The organism is Variovorax sp. VRV01 (genome assembly GCF_014852545.1).
GTDB lineage: Bacteria > Pseudomonadota > Gammaproteobacteria > Burkholderiales > Burkholderiaceae_C > Variovorax > Variovorax beijingensis_A.
In genome coordinates this window covers 18,222-36,051 of sequence record NZ_JACVBS010000015.1, presented here as the reverse complement: position 1 = coordinate 36,051, position 17,830 = coordinate 18,222, and the positions used below count along the sequence as shown (strand labels likewise).

Below are 17,830 nucleotides of genomic sequence, written 5' to 3'. Positions count from 1 at the left end.
GCCATGCAGGCGGTCAGGTTCCCTTTTTTTCTCGGATCGCGCGTGGCGCCGCATGCGCGCGGGAAGCGGGAAGCGGGAAGCGGGAAGCGGGAAGCGGGAGTCACGCGACTTGATCGTTGAATTCCGCCGATCTCTGACCCGATGGCAATTGCACTGGCAGATCGGCACCAAACCGATTTGATTCGCACTGCCTATCAGCCGCGCTTCGCCGTGCAAGTTCGAGTCACTTGCATCGCCTGCGCCAACCACCGATAGCACAGGCACGTAAACACCTGGTTATCAGTGCTTGGCTGCCCGTTACACCCCCCTCACGCCGGAATTTGCAGGGCGGCCGGGTGATTCAGCCACCCGCCCCTACTGAGTTGCCTACGGCGGCCGGGAATCTGAACCGCCCAGACCGATGCGCTGGCTGGCCGGCGTATCCGGAACAACAACATTTTCCGATTCTCTTTTTTCACCGCCTTGACTGATCGGTGTCCGTCACGGAGACAGTAGTCCCAGTTTCATCTTCGATCCAGCCACGCCATGTGCCACGGCCCCTCGAGGCTTTGACCTCGTACTGGATCACGTACGTTCGACCAGGAAGCGCCACGAATTTCAGGCGGATGTGGTCGGCCCGGAACTGCGGGTGCGTCCTGAGGCCGACCACCACCGCGTGCTCGCCGGGCGAAAGCTCCCAACGAACGACCGGGCGGAGAACATGTGGGACCTGTTCGCCGTCGATCGAAGCCAAATACGTCGCGGCGCGCGGCCCTGACTCGACGATGGCGAGGCTGGACAATGGTTGCGTCTCCGTGCCAGGAAGGCGATACGGTGCGGCAGCGCAGCCCGCGAGCATCGCGGCGGTCAATGCGAGAGTCACCACGGCCTTGAAGTTTTTGTTCATGCTGACTTCTTTCTCTTGCTTCATTACCGATCGCTCTTGATCAATCTGGGGTCGAGGCCTGCCTCGGCACCTTTCCCCGTTCGACAGGTTTCAATTGCGCGCCGTGACGCCAGCTCGAAGCATCGAGCCAATTCCGCACGTGCGCCTGCTTCCTTCGCTCGGCGCTGCGCCGCCGCCTCGACCTGGAACCCCACGAGCCACTTCATGAGCAACACCAGGACGACCAGGAGGCCGATCAGAGCACCGACGAATGTCGATCGCCAGCTGCGAGTGCCTGAAGCCCGACCACCGGAGCCCTCGACTGTCTCGATTGCATGGGAATACCGCACCTGCGATTCACCGCCATGGACGCGCCGGCGCTTCTGAACTTCGACGGGTGCTTGCACTGCACGGCCAGCCATCAAAGACCCGATTCCCATGGCATGGTGTCATCCGTGCCGCTGGCGCCGCAATACGTCCAGGGCTCCGAACGTCCGTCACCGTCATAGCGCGAACCAAACCGAACGTTGTACACCGCCAGCGGTGACTGGGGAGATGGCCTGCGCAGCAGCCGACCTAGCCAACCTTGGGGCGATGGCGTCTCGGCACTGAACATGCCCAGCATGACCTCAAGTTCACGTCGCCACTCGGGTCCAGTGACAACCATGCTACCGATCTGATGGGTGTCGAGATGAACATATTCAAAGCCGCTGTCCTGCAACACCGAGAGGAACTGATCACGCCAGCGCGACTGGAGCACCGGGAAATGTTTGCTCAGAAACGACCAACGCGAACCGAGCAATGCGGCAGCCGCCTCTGTCCGTTTTACCAGGTAGGGCCAGACATCGGCAGGCTCCTGAGAATGCGCGTCGTTGTCAATATCCGGCGTATCGAACAGCCCCAGCCACAGAATCGGGAGATGGTACTTGGAGAGCAGATACGGAGAATCGTTTGACAGCGCCCCTCGCCCGGGTGGCATCCTGGTGTTTGAAAAGTAGAGTTCTGAATAGCTGCCCATGTTTGGCTTCAAAACGAGTCGACTGATGTCCCAATCAAAAGGATTTCAAAAGCTCGCGTTGAGATTGAATCCGAAGGTGGTTTTGGCTGTGCGATACCCCTCCGGCTTGCGGATCGGCGCGCCCATGAAGAAGTCATAGCTCAGCTTGCTCCACTGCCCCCGCACCCCGATGACCGCGCCCGCCAGGCTGCGGCCCAGCAGGTCCGCGGTCGAGCGCCCGCCGACATGCCCGTAGTCGGCGCCGACATACAGCTCCGCCCCGCTCTGCCCCATGGCCCAGCCGATGTCGTTGCGGATCAGCCAGCCGCGCTCGCCCATCAGGCTGGTCTCGCCATCGAAGCCGCGCACTGTGTAGCGCCCGCCGATGGCGAAGCGGTCCTGCGGCGTGAGCGGCGTGCGGTTCCACTGCGCACGCACCAGGCCGGAGTAGCGCAGCTTCTGCTCGCCCAGCTTGAAGGGCGCGTTCAGGCTCAGCTCGGCCGTGTACAGCCGCATGCGCGAGGTGCCCTCGCCGAATTGCTCCTCAGGTGCCGCAATGGCGCCGAAACCGCCGGTGCCGTGCTTGTAGGCCAGCGTGCCTTCCAGTGTCGCGTCGCCGATGAACTCCTTGTGGTTCAGCCCCAGCTCCCAGCCGCCCACCACCCGGTGCTGCACCTCGACCTCCGTGTCGTCCACGAAGTTGCGCGATTCGCGTCGGAAGCCCTTGAGCGCCAGCGTCGTCTTGCGGCGCTGGTCGCGGTAGATCAGGCGCGAGAGCTTGACCTCTGCGTTGTTCGTCTTGCCGGCATACACATAGTCCTGGTTCAACCCGGCCACGCGCTGGTGGTACTGGCTGTTGGAGGCCGTGAGGCCCAGCATCCAGTAGCCATAGGGCAGCGAGTAATGCACCGTCTGGCCTTCGGTGCCCTTGCCCGGATCGCTGAAAACGTGGCCGTTTATGTTGTGGTTGGCGCTGACGTAGAACAGGTCGTTCAGGCCGAAGGGGTTGTCCACCGACACCGTGGCGCCGGCCTGATAGCGGCCGGTGGCCTCGGTGCCGCTGTCGTCCAGGCTCAGGGTGACACGCCACTTCTTGGCTTGGACGTACTTGACCACGAGGTCGCTGTCGCCGGGCCTGGCATCGGGCGCGGTCGAGGGCTCGATCTGGATGTCGGCCTCGGCCGTGGGCGCGCGCTTGAGGTTCTCCAGGCCCTGCTCGATGTCGCGCAGGTTCAGCAGGTCGCCGACCCGCGCGGGAATGGCGGTGGCCAGCAGGGCGGAACTGCCGAGCAGGGTCGAGGAAGAATCCGGCGTCAGGCGGATAGCTGCGATGCGTCCTGGCACCAGCGACAAGGTCAGGGTGCCGGTGGAGAGATCCTGTGGCGCGGCCAGCACCCGCGTAGTGACGAAGCCGCGCGCAATCACCGCCTGCTGGGCGCGCGCGAGCACCACCTTCACGCCTGCGGTGCCAAGGCAGCGGCCGAGGGGTGAATCGTTGCCCTCGGGCCCTGAAAGATCAGAGACAGCCCATTGGAAGGCCTCGAATTGCTCGCCGACCAGAAGCACGCGGTCGATGCGAAAGCATGGGGCTTCGGTCTTGGGGATACGTGCCACCGGTGCAGGCGGTGCCGCCTGCAGGCGCTGGTCGACGGTGCGCTCGTTCTGCTCGCGCAGGGCGCGTTCGCGTTCCTGCTGGCGTTGCTGTTCGACGAAAGGCTGGGGCGTACTGGGCACTTGGGCTTGAGCCAACAAGGGGCCGCTCAGCAACACGCCGGCCAATATGCTACGTGAGTTCGCTTTCAAGTTCTCTCCCTCGATTTCCTTTTTTCCGCATCGTTGCACATCTGAATTACATCTGCCGTTTCGATACGCAATGATTCAGGTGCATTCGACGGGTTATTTCTTGGTCAATACGTCCATAGACAGTCCGACAACGTCAGGACAAAAATGTCACCATTGACCCTTGTACTTTCCGGCTAACCACATCGCCGCTGTCGCAACAAAGCTAGTGCCAAGAACAACAAGGAGCAGATTGAAAAGCTCAGATGAACTGACAGAAAAATAAAGCGCCCCATGGATTGCCCAGCGAATTAAGGGCATGACAAGCAAGGTAGCCAATGAAAAGCCGATGCTGAAAATGAACAGGCATGCCAAGAACAGAACCAAGAGCATTCTCAAACTGATGTCTCACTCACAAGAGATTGCGAAAAAATAGTGCCATCACGAATTCAAGGAGCACGAAACTTTTATTGCAAGGCACGCCTTTACGTAGACAACCCAGGCCGTTCTATTGCCTCCAAGGAATCGAACGGTCCGGCCTGCCACATTATCTGGCCAGCACGAAATTGACGAATCCATGTATCAAAAACATCCTCGCCAATGCCTCTCGCATGAAACGTCACATCCGGAATCTTCAGGGATATCGCCTGCAGCAAATCGACGAGTCCCAAGCCAATTTGATTAAACCCGGCGCTGTCCAGCCCCCGTCCCTCCGCTGCAATTTGCAAATCTTCAAGCACATCTGTGCTCCAAGCGAATCCTTCAAAGCACTCCTTCGCAGCAGCCATAAAATCTTCCACAGCAAGCGATCCCACGGCGTAATCTCCGTCATCCCACGACAAATCCAATCGCGTGTAATAGCTCACTTTTCAGTGCTCCTCAAATGCTTTGGCGACTCCGCCGACAAACAGATCCACCAGACGATTTAATTCGTTAGACAAAATCAGGACGAATAACGCCAGGCATATTCTCATAGGCCGCGAGTATCGTTTGAAGTGGATTTTCACCATCAGAATAGACAATCTTCAGCCATGTCGCCGCCCGCATATATTGCCCACCCCCAAGCCACTTCTCCTCCAAATAAGCTTGCAGCATCTTGCGCCCCGCCCTCAATAAGTCTTCCGCTTCGAATTGCTGTCGTGCCAGGTGTAGGCATCTAACATACCCAAAATCACAGGGCTTGAGCGCCTTTTTTAGGGATATTTCTTTTGCACCCTTCCAACGCTCGTACATGACGATTCCTGCTTCGAGAGCGCCTTCCTGATTTCCACTTTGACATGCGAATGCCATGAAGTCATCCAAACCATCTTGCAGAATTTCTTTGTCCTTCCAAGGACGCGTCTCGTGTCTCCAAGCGGATTCTTCATAAAGGCGCGCTTGATTCCACGCGGCGTCGTTATTGCGTCCTGTTTCCATCCATTCCCCAATGGCCTTGGCCTGATACAGAGCTGCGCGATGAAGGTCATGATTCACCCCAAATTTCTCGTCCTCTTCGATTGCACGATTCAGCCAATCATTGCTCCGGCGGACTATAGGTGCTACTTCAGAATGAAAACCGACCAGCCATGCGCGGATGCATTCGCTAAGCTCGGATGCTGCAACATTGCCCATGGGCCGCTCAACGGCATACTCGGTCCGTAGGGCTCGTGCCACAGCGCCGGGCGTTATCTCGCGAGTTCTAACAGGATTGAATTTCATTTCTTAACATGGAACGAAGTTGCAAAACTTCACCGGAACGGAATTTCTGGCTCGGCCCGAGCCAGTGGTGTTTGTCGTAAAATTTCCGTTTTGTAAATTGACGATCGCGGCGTCTTTTACTGGTTGCGGCAGGCTGGAGTTTTCAATCTGCTCTCGGGCCCTTGTAATTGCATCGTTGAGCGCTGTCGAGCCTGGTTCGAATGTCGGGCTTGATTGGATGATGCGGCTACTGCCGCGGTACTTATTGTCCCACAACGAGACTTCGCCATTGTTGCTGTTGACCGAGGTGACGTCGGCACCATGAGACCCAATAACATCACCATAGCTAATCACCGTTTCGCCGGGCAATTTCACAACCTCGTTAGCCAACCTCAATTCTTCAACATATCCGTTTCGATGAGAGTTTGCGATATTGGGATTGGACGAATTCAGTGCATTTGGCGTATAGCCCAGCCCTGCAACGGGGTCCGGCAATCGCGGATCGAGCTGAACGCCGTTGGTGGCGCGCGGCGGCTCCCCATTCTGGTTCATCACCACCGTCCCAGGCAGAGGGCCGTTGTTGGGCGTTGACGTTGACGTGTCCCCAATCGTCGGGTTCGAAGCTCCGTAGCCCGGGCTTCCTTGTCCGGGAAGAACTGTCCCCGGGGTCGTGGTGTTGCCACCTCCGACAGCGATAGGCACATTGATCATCGGATCTGGCGGAGGCAATGGATCTCTCGGATCAACCGGGATAGCGGCAGCGCCGGTTGGCTCGGGTGCTCTGACCTGCGAGGTGTTGATCGCGAGCATCATGGACGTGGTCAGCAAGGCAGAACAGGCCCGCGACTGTGCACACATGACCGCCAAGGCCTGTGCGTCCGCGGTCAAAGCGTTCCAGCCCTGCTGCAAAAACTGTGTGGAGATTTGCCCAATCCGCATGAGCAAGTTGATGCTGTTATTGCTTGCCTCATTGAAAGACCCAGCCGCGCCGGCGGTGCCGCCCACCGCTCCTCCAATTGCCAAGGCCACAGCTTGCGTCAGGCCCTGCGCGACAGCCTCGGGCAGATGAAGCCCGTAGATCACTCCACCAATTTCGGTGATGCTGAGCGATGCCGCAACCGCCCCAGCGGCACCACCTCCACCTCCCGTGAGCGCACCAACGCCCCCGTGGATTGCCGCACGATAGGCACCACCGGGACCCCACAGCCGCATGCCTTCAGCGTCTCCGTTGTCGGACGCTTCCCGGAACTTCCCGTCGGCATAGCTGCCGGCGGCACGTGAGGCCTGCGAACCGAACTGCGCCGTGAGTTGTACCTGCGCCCCCACATCGCGCATGGCCCGGTCGAAGTTCGTCTGCCGCAGCGCATTGGTGCCGTCGACTCCTGTGCGCACACCCGTGTTGCCCGCGATGCCAGAGATGCCGCTCTGCGTGGTGCTGGATTGGTTGACGTCGCTGCTGCCGACGCCCAGACCGCCGCTGCCGGAGGTGCTGACGCTCACGCTGTACCCGCTGCCCTGGAAGGTGTCGTGGTTCTGCAAGTCAGTCATCGTCAGGCTGCCAGTCGAGAAACTGTTCCTGCCGCCGGTCACTGCCGTGTCCGTGCTGCTGATAACGCCGCCGATGAGATTCGTATTACCTGCGACATTCACACCGAAGCCGCCACTTCCCGCAAGGAAGCCGCTTTGCTGTGTGGCGCTCGCGAAATCCCCGTCGCCTCGCATGTTGTGCGCACCAATGCTGACGCTCCCTCCAGAACACATATAGATGCAGAAGCTCCCGCTGAAGCTGCTTCCGCTGTTCTCGCTGTGGTATGTGCTGGTGTCCTGAAGCGTTTCGATGTGCAGGTTACCCCCCACCTGAGCATTGATGCGACTTCCAGAAACCGTCGCGCCTCGAACGGTGGTATCACCGCCGCTGGCGATATTGACGATTTGGCCGGCGTTGATGGTGGTGTTCGTCCATACGCCATCCGTGCCGTTGTCGCGCCCGCTCTGGCTGCCTGCCGCGATCTCCAGCGTGATGCCGTTCGTGTCACCGAAACTCACGCCCACGCCGATGCTCGAGTTGCTGCTGCGGCTGGTAGAGCTCTGCTCGTGACTGTTCGCCGCTGCCTCGAGCGTCACGTTGTTGTCCGCTGAGAGATTGACGTTCTTGCCGGCGTCGATCTCGCTCCCGCGTATGAGGACGTTGGAATCTCGCCCACCGCCGGTAGCGGTGATCGTGACGTTGCCGCCGGCTTGCACGCGCGAGCCCGCCGATGTATTGCTGCTTTGGGTGCTGGTGGTCTCGCTCGAACTGCTGCCGATCGTCAGCGTTGCCCCCATGCTGACCACCCCGGTGCCATCCTTGCTTTGGGTCACAGCCTGTTTTGCGATGTCCTGGTATGCCGAATATCCGCTCATCGCGATACTCGCGGCGCCCAGTGCGCGCATGCGGTCGTCCTTGGTGTCGCCCATGGCCTCCGATGTTTCTTCGACATTCCGCAAGAGGTCGATCAACGGCGCCTTGATTCCCAGCGTGATCCCGCCTTGAGAGAAGCTCTGCGTGCTCTCGCTGCGGCTCGTCTCGCGCGCCTCGACGATCTGCACGTCACGCGCCTGAATGTCGATATCACCGCCCGGCGCGACCACATCGCTGCCCACCTGGCTGTAGCGGTTGCCTGCGGTGATGATGACATTGCCCGCGATGGCGCCCACGGTGCTGCCCACCGCCGTGCTCTCCGCGCGGTTGCTGGTGCTGCGCATGTCCTGGTGGCCCCACGTCCAGCCCGAACTCGCATCGAACATGCCGCTCTTGGACTCTTCGCGGACATACTGGCTGTCCCGGGTCTGCGTCGCGGCCTCGATGGTGATGTTGTTGCCCGCCCAGAGTTCGGTGCCCTGGTCGCTCACCACGTTCGAGCCGCGGATGCGGATGTCGTTGCCCGCATCCAGCACCACGGTCTTGCCACCCAGGCTGCTGCCGATGACCCCGGTCGAACCGAAGGTGCCTTGCTCCATGCTGCGGTCGCTGCCCCAGAAGCCGCTGTCCTCGGTGCGGCGTCCCACATTGAGCGCGGAGGTCGACTGGCCGGCATCGATGGTGATATCGCGTTTGGCAGCCACTTCGAGCGCGCCATCCGCGCTGTTGACGGTGGCGGCGCGCACGTTGACGTCTCGACCGGCATGCAGGCTGATGTCTCCGCTGGTCTCGATGCGGGTGCCGACCTCCCGCGTGCTGGCCTCGGCGCGGTAGTTGCCGGCGTCTCGAACGGTGGCATCCTGTCTGGCGGTCGTGACGGTGCCCAGGTTCAGGTCGCGGCCGGCGCCGATCTCGGTCGTGCCTTCCTTGCCGTTGTTGGCGACGAGGGCGCCGATCAGGTTGACGTCGCGCCCGGCCGAAGCCACCAGCACGCCCTTGGAGCCGGTCACGTACAGGCCGGCGACGCGGTCGACGATGGTGGCGCCGCGCAAACTCGCGGCCCCGGGCGCGAAGTCCAGCGCCGGCGCGCTGGTGCTGGTCGTGCTGCGCACATTGATGTCGCGTCCCGCCTCGATCTTGAGCTGGCTCACCGCGTCGATCGTGCCGCCGATGTTGTTCAGATCGGTCCGGGCCTTGAGATCGAGGCTGCCGCCGGAGATGCGGCCGTTCAGGTTCTGGATGTTCTCCGCGGTGATCTTGACGGTCTCGCGCCCGGCAACGGTGCCGCTGTTGACGAGGTCGCCATCGAGCTTGATGTTGACCTGCTTGCCGGCCAGCAGGGCACCCGAGCCGTCGATGTCGCCGTTCTTCACGCGCACATAGACCTGCGGCACGAGCACGCGCTGGCTGCTGCCGTCCGGCAGCGTGACGGTCTGCTCCACGAGCCAGACGATGTCGCTGGTCAGCTGCGCCATCTGGGCATCGCTCAGCGCAATGCCCGGCCGCAGGCCGTATTGCCGCGCAAAGGTGAGGCCGGCGTCCATGAGGGCGGTGTACTGCGCCTCGTCGCTGTCGTAGCCGTCCAGGTAGCGGTAGCCCGTCAGTTGGGCCACCTGCTCGCGGATCAGGCGCTGCTCGTAGTAGCCGTCGCCCAGGCGCTTGAGGGCGTTGTTGGGGTCCTGCCCCAGGTTGTTCAACAGGTAGTCGCTGCTGAGCCAGTTGTGCCGGTTCGCAAAGCGCGGATCGGTCTCGATCAGGTAATGGCTGGAGGTCTCCGGATGCGTGCGGAACAGGCTGGCCGTGGGCAGCGTCAGGCCCGGCCAGGTCGTACGCACGACCTGTGTCGTTTCCGAACTGGCCGCCAGGTTCACTTCGATGATCGGGTGGACGATCGGGCCTGCCGCGCCACCCGTGCCAGCGCCAGGCGCATTCACCGGGGTGCCGGTGCCACCGGCCACGCCGGTGGGGCCGCTCCCATTGACACCGCTGGCACTGGCCACGCCCTGGCTGGTATGGCCGGGCGTCAGGGTGCCGGTCGACCCGCCGCTGCCGACCACGGTCACATTCCCTTCCTGCCGTGCGGCAGCCAGGGTCACGGTGATGGGAACGCTGGTGTTGTACGGAGTGACCTGCGTCGCGTCGCCCGTCCCCGCCTGGAAGTGCTGCCAGCCGTTGCGCGTCTGCGCGCCCGAGACCTCCACGTTGTTGTTGGCGATGGTGCCGCCCGTGACGTTGAGCGCGCCGCCGGCCAGGATCTGGCTCATGTCGTTGGTGCCGCTGCCGACGGCAATGTCCATCTTGCCGCCCGCGATGATCCGTCCGGGCGATGAGGTCTGCAGCACCGGGGTGGTGGTCGACTCGGTGTAGACCCAGGCGTAGTAGGAGCGCGCGTAGTTGTCGTAGACGTCCCGGATGAAGGCCTCGGTCGCGGCATCGAGGCGCTGGTGAGCATCCAGGTAGGCGGCGCGCTGCGTATCGTCGGCCGGCGTGTCCGTGGCCGGCGGCGTCACGCCGAATGTGGCCCAGATCGGATCGGTGCGCGAATACCAGGCACCCGGCTCCGTATAGGACTCGGTCTGATCGATGTTCACCTGGCGGGTGCCATGCAGGTCGCTGCTGTTGCGCGGCGGGTTCGCGTAGTAAGTCCCGTACCGGGACAGCGGATAGCTGGCGGACGGCACCAGGATGCCGGAGAACTGGCCGGACACGGGCCCTGCCGCGTAGCTGACGAAACTGGGCCACAGCACGCCCATCAGGTGCTCAAAATCGACGGAGGGCCCCCCCACACTCACGAAAACCAGCTGGCTCGGGTCGTAGCGCGTCGCGCTGCCGGGCAGTGCGTATTCCGTGTGCTGCTTGCCGTCGGAGATGGTCTGGGTCGTCCACGTCACGCCGCCGTTGGTGTTGTTCAGGACATTGGCCTTGATGTCCATGTCCTGCACGGCCTCGATGGTCGCCGCGTGGTTGTTCAAAACGCCGGCGGCCTCGCTGGCCTTGCCGTCCACCAGCTTGCCGCCGATGTAGAGGTTTCCGGCGCTGAGGATCAGCGCGCCGTTGCGGTTGTTGACGGTCCCGGCGCCGATGTCGAGGCGATCGCGCGCGGCGATGGTGCCGGCCGAGGCCACGCCGTTGACGGTTTCGGTGTCGTTGTTGAGCGTGCCGACGCCGATCGAGATCTGGTCGCCATAGATGCGGCCGGTGCCGAGGTTGTCCAGCGTGGTGGCGTTGATGCGGGTGGTCTGGCCGTCGATCACGCCACGGTTGGTGACCGTGCCGCTGGCGTTCAGCGTGGTGGTCTTGCCCTGGATGTCGCCGGTGGCGGTGTTGTCGATATCCTTCGCGGAGAGCGTCAGGTCGTTGCCGGCGGCGAGCCTGCCGCCGTTGGTGATGTCGCCGGTCGTCGAGATCGTCAGGTTGTGGTTGGCGACGGTTTCGCTGCCCGCCGCGAAGGTGATGTCCTCGGTGACTGCCAGCGTCATGTCGCCCAGCGACAGGAGCTTGCCGTCCCATGTGACCGAGCCGGCGTCGAGAACGACGTTCTTGCCGCCGACGAGGGTGCCGCCGGTGTTGCGCACCGACAGGGTCTTGGCCGCGCCGGGGTCTCGGATCGTGAGCGTGTCACCAGCGGACACCAAGCCAGCGCTGTTGTCGATGTTCCCGTTGCTGCTCAGCGTGGTGTTCTGGTCGGCACGGATCGCGCCGGAGGTATTGACGATCGACTGCGCAGCGATGTCGACGTTCTGGCCTTCGATGCCCTGCTCTGTTCCCTGGGTGTTGATGTTGACGACGCTGCCGGCACCGAGCGTCGTCGTGGCCGTCGAGCGGATCAGGCCGCCGGTGTTGGTCAGTGTCCCGGCGTTGATGCCGAGATTGCCCACCGCCAGGGTCTGGCCGCCGGTGTTGTCGTATTTGGCACCGTGGGTGTCGATAGCCACCGTGGACTGCCCGAGCACCATGCCCCCGCCCGTGTTGGAGAAGGCCTGCGTATCGGCAACCAGCGCATTCTTCGCGCCGATGAAGCCGGCTGCGTTGTCCACGTCCCCCACGTTCATCAGCGTCAGCGTGTCCGCGCTCGTGATGCCGCCCGCCGCGTCTTCGGGCGTGGTGCGATAGCCATTGGCGTTGGTGTTGATCAGTGCCTTGCCGTCGGTATCGATGGTCAGGGCTCCGCCAGACTGAATCAGGCCCGCGTCGTTGTTTAGCGCCCCCGAGTTCACAGCCGCGGCGGTGGTGGCAGCCAACGTGCCCTTCGCACTGTTGTCCAGTGAATTGCCGCGCGTGTTCACGGACAGGCTGTTGCCGAAGATCTTGCCGCCGACATTGCTCAGTCCGCCATTGACCAAGTTCGTTGCGGCGCCGGCCTGCAAGGTGCCACCGTTGTTGGTCGTCGCACCGGTCGTCGTGACGCTCAGGTTGCCGTTGACGGCGGCCACGGTTCCGCGGGTGTTGTCGAAGGTGCCAGCCACAAGCGTCGTGTTGCCATTGGCCGCCAGCATGCCGCCGACGTTGGTCGCGGCGCCGCCGATGGTGGCGGTCAGATCGCTGACAGCGGTCACGCTGCCGGCATTGTTGTTGAGACTTCCGGCGGTAACGGTGGTGCTGCCGCCCGAACCGATCGCGCCCTTGTTGCTGTTGTCGAGCAGGCCGCCCACGGTCAGGGCGAGGTCGGACGTCCCGGCCGCACGGATGGTGCCGGCCTGGTTCGACAGGCTGCCGGCTGCGATGTTGGTGTTGCCGTTGCTGGCCAGCGTGCCGCCGCTGTTGTCCAGTGCGCCCACCACCGTGATGCGCGTGGTCTCAGTGCCGGTCTGCACGATCTGGGCGCCGGAGCGGTTGCCGAGCGACCCGGCGTCGATGGTGATCTGCTGGGCGCTGACCGCAGCCTTGGCGCCGTCTTGGTTGAAGGCGCCCGTTATGTGGACCGCCAAAGCGCCGTTGCCGGTGATCTGGCCGCCGGTGCCGCTGTAGCTGCCGCCCGCGATGGCGAGCGTGCCGGCGCCGGCATGCTCGATCTTGCCGCCAGCGTTGGTAATGGTTGCGCCGCTCAGGCTGAGGTTCTGCCCGTTGCTGGCGATGCGTCCGCCGTCGTTGTTCAGGGTGCCGCTGGTGGCGATGGTGGTGGCGCCCGTGCTGGTCTGCACGATCTCGCCGCCGTTGGTGTTGGCGATGTTCGAGGCGTTGAGGTCCAGTTGGCCGGCACTGAGCGTGCCCGCGTCATTGACCAACGTCTGGCCAGACTCGGCGTTGGCCGTGATGCGGAGGGTGCCTTGCGTGGCGACCGTGGCTTTGCTGCTGGTGACCACGTTGCCCTGCGTGGCAGTGACCGCGATGTTGGATGCGCTGGTCTGGCTGGCCGACAGATCGACGCCTGCGCCCTGCAGCGCGGCATTGCCGGCTGCCAGGTTGGTGCCGTGGGCGACCATTGCGCCGGTGCTCGTCACGTCCAGGTCGCCCGCCCCGCCGAGCATGCCGTCGCTTTGGATACCCGCACCCAGCACCCCCGTGCTGCCGCCTTGCAGGCTGCCGGCCGTGATCGTGGCGTGGCGGCCGGCGGTGACGCTACCGTCATTCACCAGCGCGCCGCCGATCGCGACATGGATATCGTTCGCGCCGCGCAGGCTGCCGCTGTTGCTCAATGAGCCCGCTTGGATGTCCAGATCCGTGGCCGCGTTGATGCTGCCGCCGCTGCCGTTCACCATCTGGTTGGTCACTGCGAGCTGCACGCCGGCCTGGGCGGACTGGATGCTGCCGCTGGTGTTCTCCAGCGAGCCGCTGCTCAGCGTCAGCGTCTGGTTGGAAGCCAGGATGCCGCCGCTGTTGAGGGTGGCTCCGCCCACGCTCGCGGTCAGCGCGCCCGTCGCCGAAATCGATCCGCGCGTGTTGTCCGCCTTGTCGCCGACCGCGAGGTGGGCATCGGTCGCGCTCGTCAGTACGCCGTCGACGTTGAGCAGGTCGCCGCTGGTGGCGATGTTCAGCGAGCCGGCATTCAGCCGGCCGCCCGAATTGTCGAACTGGCCGACGGTGGCCGTAAAGCCATTGCTGACATTCAGCGTGCCCCCCTGATTGTTGAAGGTGGGCTGGTTGACCGTCATGCTGGCGACGCTCAGGGTGCCGCCCTTGTTATTGATGTTGGCGCTTTGCAGCTCGATCGGGCCGCCTGCATAAATGCGGCCGCCGTCATTGAGAATCACGCCCGCTGCTGTGACGGTCCCGGGCGATGGCGCCACATACGGTGCGGGGGAGACCGTGCCGCCGGTTCCTGCGCTTCCACCCGTGCTGGGCGTGCTTGGGCTGGTGGTGCCGCCATCGGTACCGCCACCTGTGCTCGGACCCGTGCCACCACCGGGCTGCGACGGGGTGTCCGGGACCGGCTCCAGCCCGACCACGCCGCCGGCCGTGTTGCTCAGGATCGGTGCCGAAATCGTCAGCCCCGTGCTGCTGGTCTGGCGGATCGTGCCGCCATTGCGGTTGTCGATATCGCTTGCCGTGCTGGCGAGTTCCAGCCGTGCGCCTTCGAGCGTGCCACCCTTGCCGTCAAGCGAGTTGGTCAAGCTGTCTTGCGAGGCAATCTTCAGATTGCCGCCGCTGCTGATGCGACCACTGTTGCCCAGACTCGCGGCCGCGAGGTTCATATCGGCCGTGCCCTGGATCGTGCCGATGTTCTCCAGGCGTCCGGCGCTGGTGACGACCACCTGGCCCGCACCCATCAGCGCGGTGGCGCCCGGTGCAGCCTGGATGGTGCCGGCATTGCGCACGCCGAGGCCGGCCTCGGTGCCCACGAGCACGATCTTTCCGGCATACATGCCGCCGAGGGCGGCCACGTCCAAGGCAAAGGTGGGGGCCGCACCGGTGCCGGTCGTCGGCGTGATCTGGCTGTGGTCGGCGCTGACCGCGTTCGCACCCGTCACCACCTTCAGCTCGCTGGCCCAGATCCCTGCATTGGCTTCCACGGCACGCGCAAGGATCGCGGCGTAATCCGTCTTGCTCGCATCCAGGCCTGCACCGTTGATCGTGATGGTGCCGCCCCGCACCAGGAAGCTGTCGAGGCCGCCGAACGCATTGAGCTGTGGCGTCCCGGTCGTGAGCGTTGCACGGCTGGCGTTGATGAAGCCGGCACCGTCGACGCCGATGCCGGCGGGGTTGGCAATGATGACCTCCGCGCGCTGCCCCGCCACTTCCATGTATCCGCGAAGCTGGCTCGGATTTCCGCTGTTGACCTCGTTGAGGATGATGCGAGCCGGCCCGCCCGCGAGGTAGGGATTGCCTTGGACGATGCCGCCGAGCTGTGTGGCTGCGTTGACGCGGCTGTTGTTGAAGATGGCCCCGTTCGGGGCCACGTTGAACTGGTTGTAGACGTTGCGGGACACACCCGCCGCACTCGGGGTCTGCACGTTGATCAACGGGACGCCGTTCGGCGCGACGAGCACGGTGGGGCGCAGGTTGCCGGGAACATTGGGCGCCCCGACGATCTGGGCAAGCGCAGACGGGGCCATCAGCATGCCCGCAAGGACGGCTCCCACGAGCATCGGCGCAAAGGCCGCCGCACCGGCGAACGCGCCGCTTGCAACGGTGGTCGCCTTCGACGATCCCTTGCCGGTGCTCTTCGCGGTCTCCTGAACCACCATGCGCAGGCCGCGCCTGGCGTTGAAGACGATGCGATGCAAATGGCGATTCATGTCTGGTGCTCCCTCTAGGATTGGCTGCCGGACATCGTTATTTCTGTGACAAGATGCTTCGGCGGGCCGATTATGGGAGGGCAGCGTCCTCGTTCGTGCGGTACTTATTCACGAATCAGAGATACTTGAAAACTGGCGTCCACGGATGTAAGGCGCAGGCATTACACCGACAGCATTTATGTTGGACCGGCACCACGATCGGGCGTGAAACGTGGCGCCACAGAAAGGGGCGGCGTGCGAATAGCGGGGGGTACTTCGCCGCATGGGCTTTGCACCATGAATTCGGTCGATCTCACCGTCAGGGCATTCGGTTTCGGCGCCGCTGCAATCCTCGTGAGGCGAGTCGATTGAGGCCAGTTCAGACGGCCTCAGTCAGTGATCATTCCGTCGCGTTGCGCGTCTGCCAGGTAGGCCGACAACCTTTTGCGCGCTTTGTAGTGCGGCTCGGTCGCCACTTGCAGGCCTCTCGGCCCTTTGATGCTCGCCAACATCGACAGGCTCACTAAGCCAAGTTCGGGAAAACCGGTGCCAACATCAATGAGCCCGTAAGCCAGGTCTCCGTCCACGTCCAGAGCAGTCAAGACCCACGATAGGCCGGCATCCGGTGTGTAAAGCTTGAGAACGGGATAGGGATCGGTGTCCTCGCCGCGAGCGCGGGCCGCGCCATTGGAGAGCATCTGGCTGCGTTGCTCTTCGGTCAGCAAGAACATGGAATCTCCAAGGATCGGGCACCCGCTGTTCTTCAGCGACGCGCCAACCGATTTCCAGTGACGGTTCGCTCGGGCTAACACAACTGTGTAGACATTCTCGACAGCAGAACGGTGGCTCTGCGTCGGTTGCGGGTTGCTTCTTACATACCTCAAGTTCCAAAGAACAGCGAGGCCCGACACCCCTCCTTCGCAGCATCTCCATGGCGAATGTGCGCCGCGCATGCGTGCCCAAAATTGCCGGCTTTGAACTGGCGGTACATGCTTCGAGCCTTCAGCCGGTTGAACGGGCATCAGCGTTCCAGCAGATGCGAGGCCTGTCCACAGCCGATCAGGCGAGTACGCATGACCTCTGAAGCGACACGGCCCTGTTCACGAGCGGGAGATCAACCTACGATAACCAAAGGCACGTCAACGCCCTAGTACTGCCGGTTGACCCGCCTACGCCAAGCTCCCCTTGTATTCCGACGGTGAGTACATGACGACCAGCGCAGTTGCAGGCCCTGAAAGGCTGTGCCTGCGATGCGGAATGCGGGCATCGAATGCAGCGTGTCGCCGGACTCCAGTACATGGGTCGGCATTGCCCGGCTGCGAGAGGCTGTGATGCGGCCGGCACCGTCTTAAACGCAGTTGCTGAACTCGTGGCGGTCGGCGTAACCGGGACTCGGCCAGTCAGAACGAACGAATCGCTGTCCTCGCGGAGCATCGCGCCGTAAACGGCCGAAGCAGTCCGCGTTGGCCTGGAACGCAGCAGAGAGACTCCGGGGTCAGCAGACGTCCATAGCGCAACGCTGAAGAAGGCCCTCTCTTTGACGGCTCAAGCGCTCGCGAAGTCCCGAATACAGATGCTCTACCATAGTTGACAGTCGTGGCAGACCGTGGCGATTGCGCGGATACACCAGGGCCAGGGGGCGAGTTGGTGGCTCGTGCGCCTGCAACACCGGCACAAGGTCGCCGCGCTCGAACGCGTCTTGCACCTGATAGTGTAGAAAGCGCCCAAATCCCTGACCCGCAATACAAGCAACCAGACTGGCGCCGACGGTGTTGCAAGTCATCTGGCCCTCGACCTTGACGCGCGCGGGTCGACCATTCACAGCGAAGTCCCAGACTGCCGCATCGCCTAACCCCGCGAAAAGAATGCAAGGCCGCCCGGCCAGATCCTTTGGAGTGTTCGGCATACCTTGAGTAGCAAGCAGCGAGGGGCTCGCGGCCACGACCTGCCGAATATCGGTCACATGGCGCGCGACGAGTGACGAGTCTGTCAGTGGCGCAATACGAATTGCCAAGTCGATGCCCTCTTCGACGAGATTGACGACACGGTCTAGGAGAAGCAATTGCACGTCCACGCGCGGATGGAGCTTCAAGTAGCCTGCAACGAGCGGTGCGACATGCAGTTCGCCGAAGTTGACGGAAGCCGTCAGCGTGAGACTTCCTGTCGGTTCGGCGTGAGCCCGGCTCATCGCTTGCTCAGACTCGGCGATAGCCATGCGAATGGCCGTCGCGTGATCGCGATACGCCAGCCCCTCCTCCGTGATGATCACCCGCCGTGTAGTGCGATTGAAAAGCCGCACGCCGAGATGGTTCTCCAAGGCGGCGAGCGTCCGAACGACGCTGGGTAGCGACTGGGACAGCGCGTCGGCGGCGCGAGTCAGATTGCCGCGCTCGGCTATCGCGAGAAAGACGTCGATCGCGTGCAGTAGGTCCATGCGTTCCAGATTACTGCGTCTA

Annotated in this window: 9 protein-coding genes; all 9 read right to left on the bottom strand. The window is 63.1% G+C overall.

Annotation, left to right across the window (positions count from 1 at the left end):
* Positions 1-454 precede the first annotated feature (454 nt).
* The 9 genes from IB278_RS23830 to IB278_RS23790 all read right to left on the bottom strand — a co-directional run bounded on the left by IB278_RS23830 (position 455) and on the right by IB278_RS23790 (position 17,808).
* Positions 455-886 (bottom strand): hypothetical protein, encoded by a 432-nt coding sequence (locus IB278_RS23830; RefSeq protein ID WP_192325867.1) that lies wholly within the window; start codon positions 884-886, stop codon positions 455-457.
* 400 nt (positions 887-1,286) lie between these two features.
* Positions 1,287-1,883: a hypothetical protein gene (locus IB278_RS23825; RefSeq protein WP_192325865.1), complete on the bottom strand. Its 597-nt coding sequence runs from the start codon at positions 1,881-1,883 to the stop codon at positions 1,287-1,289.
* A gap of 45 nt (positions 1,884-1,928) precedes the next feature.
* A complete protein-coding gene (locus IB278_RS23820) occupies positions 1,929-3,644 on the bottom strand; it encodes a ShlB/FhaC/HecB family hemolysin secretion/activation protein (protein ID WP_192326060.1) in 1,716 nt (571 codons plus the stop codon).
* Between the two features lie 168 nt (positions 3,645-3,812).
* Positions 3,813-4,034 (bottom strand): hypothetical protein, encoded by a 222-nt coding sequence (locus tag IB278_RS23815; RefSeq protein ID WP_192325863.1) that lies wholly within the window; start codon positions 4,032-4,034, stop codon positions 3,813-3,815.
* Between the two features lie 92 nt (positions 4,035-4,126).
* Positions 4,127-4,507: a hypothetical protein gene (locus IB278_RS23810; protein WP_192325861.1), complete on the bottom strand. Its 381-nt coding sequence runs from the start codon at positions 4,505-4,507 to the stop codon at positions 4,127-4,129.
* A gap of 67 nt (positions 4,508-4,574) precedes the next feature.
* Positions 4,575-5,252, bottom strand: a complete 678-nt coding sequence (locus IB278_RS23805) for a hypothetical protein (RefSeq protein ID WP_225613118.1) — start codon at positions 5,250-5,252, stop codon at positions 4,575-4,577.
* A 90-nt stretch (positions 5,253-5,342) separates the two neighbouring features.
* On the bottom strand, positions 5,343-15,395 hold the full coding sequence (locus tag IB278_RS23800; protein ID WP_192325857.1) for a hemagglutinin repeat-containing protein: 10,053 nt from the start codon (positions 15,393-15,395) through the stop codon (positions 5,343-5,345).
* Between the two features lie 368 nt (positions 15,396-15,763).
* A complete protein-coding gene (locus IB278_RS23795) occupies positions 15,764-16,105 on the bottom strand; it encodes a DUF2958 domain-containing protein (RefSeq protein ID WP_192325855.1) in 342 nt (113 codons plus the stop codon).
* A gap of 764 nt (positions 16,106-16,869) precedes the next feature.
* On the bottom strand, positions 16,870-17,808 hold the full coding sequence (locus IB278_RS23790; RefSeq protein ID WP_192325853.1) for a LysR family transcriptional regulator: 939 nt from the start codon (positions 17,806-17,808) through the stop codon (positions 16,870-16,872).
* Positions 17,809-17,830 lie beyond the last annotated feature (22 nt).

Bases quoted from the DNA above. Each gene is read 5' to 3' on its own strand.
- IB278_RS23830 (WP_192325867.1), bottom strand. From the start codon at position 886: ATGAACAAAAACTTCAAGGCCGTGGTGACTCTCGCATTGACCGCCGCG.
- IB278_RS23825 (WP_192325865.1), bottom strand. From the start codon at position 1,883: ATGGGCAGCTATTCAGAACTCTACTTTTCAAACACCAGGATGCCACCC.
- IB278_RS23815 (WP_192325863.1), bottom strand. From the start codon at position 4,034: ATGCTCTTGGTTCTGTTCTTGGCATGCCTGTTCATTTTCAGCATCGGC.
- IB278_RS23805 (WP_225613118.1), bottom strand. From the start codon at position 5,252: ATGGGCAATGTTGCAGCATCCGAGCTTAGCGAATGCATCCGCGCATGG.
- IB278_RS23800 (WP_192325857.1), bottom strand. From the start codon at position 15,395: ATGAATCGCCATTTGCATCGCATCGTCTTCAACGCCAGGCGCGGCCTG.
- IB278_RS23795 (WP_192325855.1), bottom strand. From the start codon at position 16,105: ATGTTCTTGCTGACCGAAGAGCAACGCAGCCAGATGCTCTCCAATGGC.
- IB278_RS23790 (WP_192325853.1), bottom strand. From the start codon at position 17,808: ATGGACCTACTGCACGCGATCGACGTCTTTCTCGCGATAGCCGAGCGC.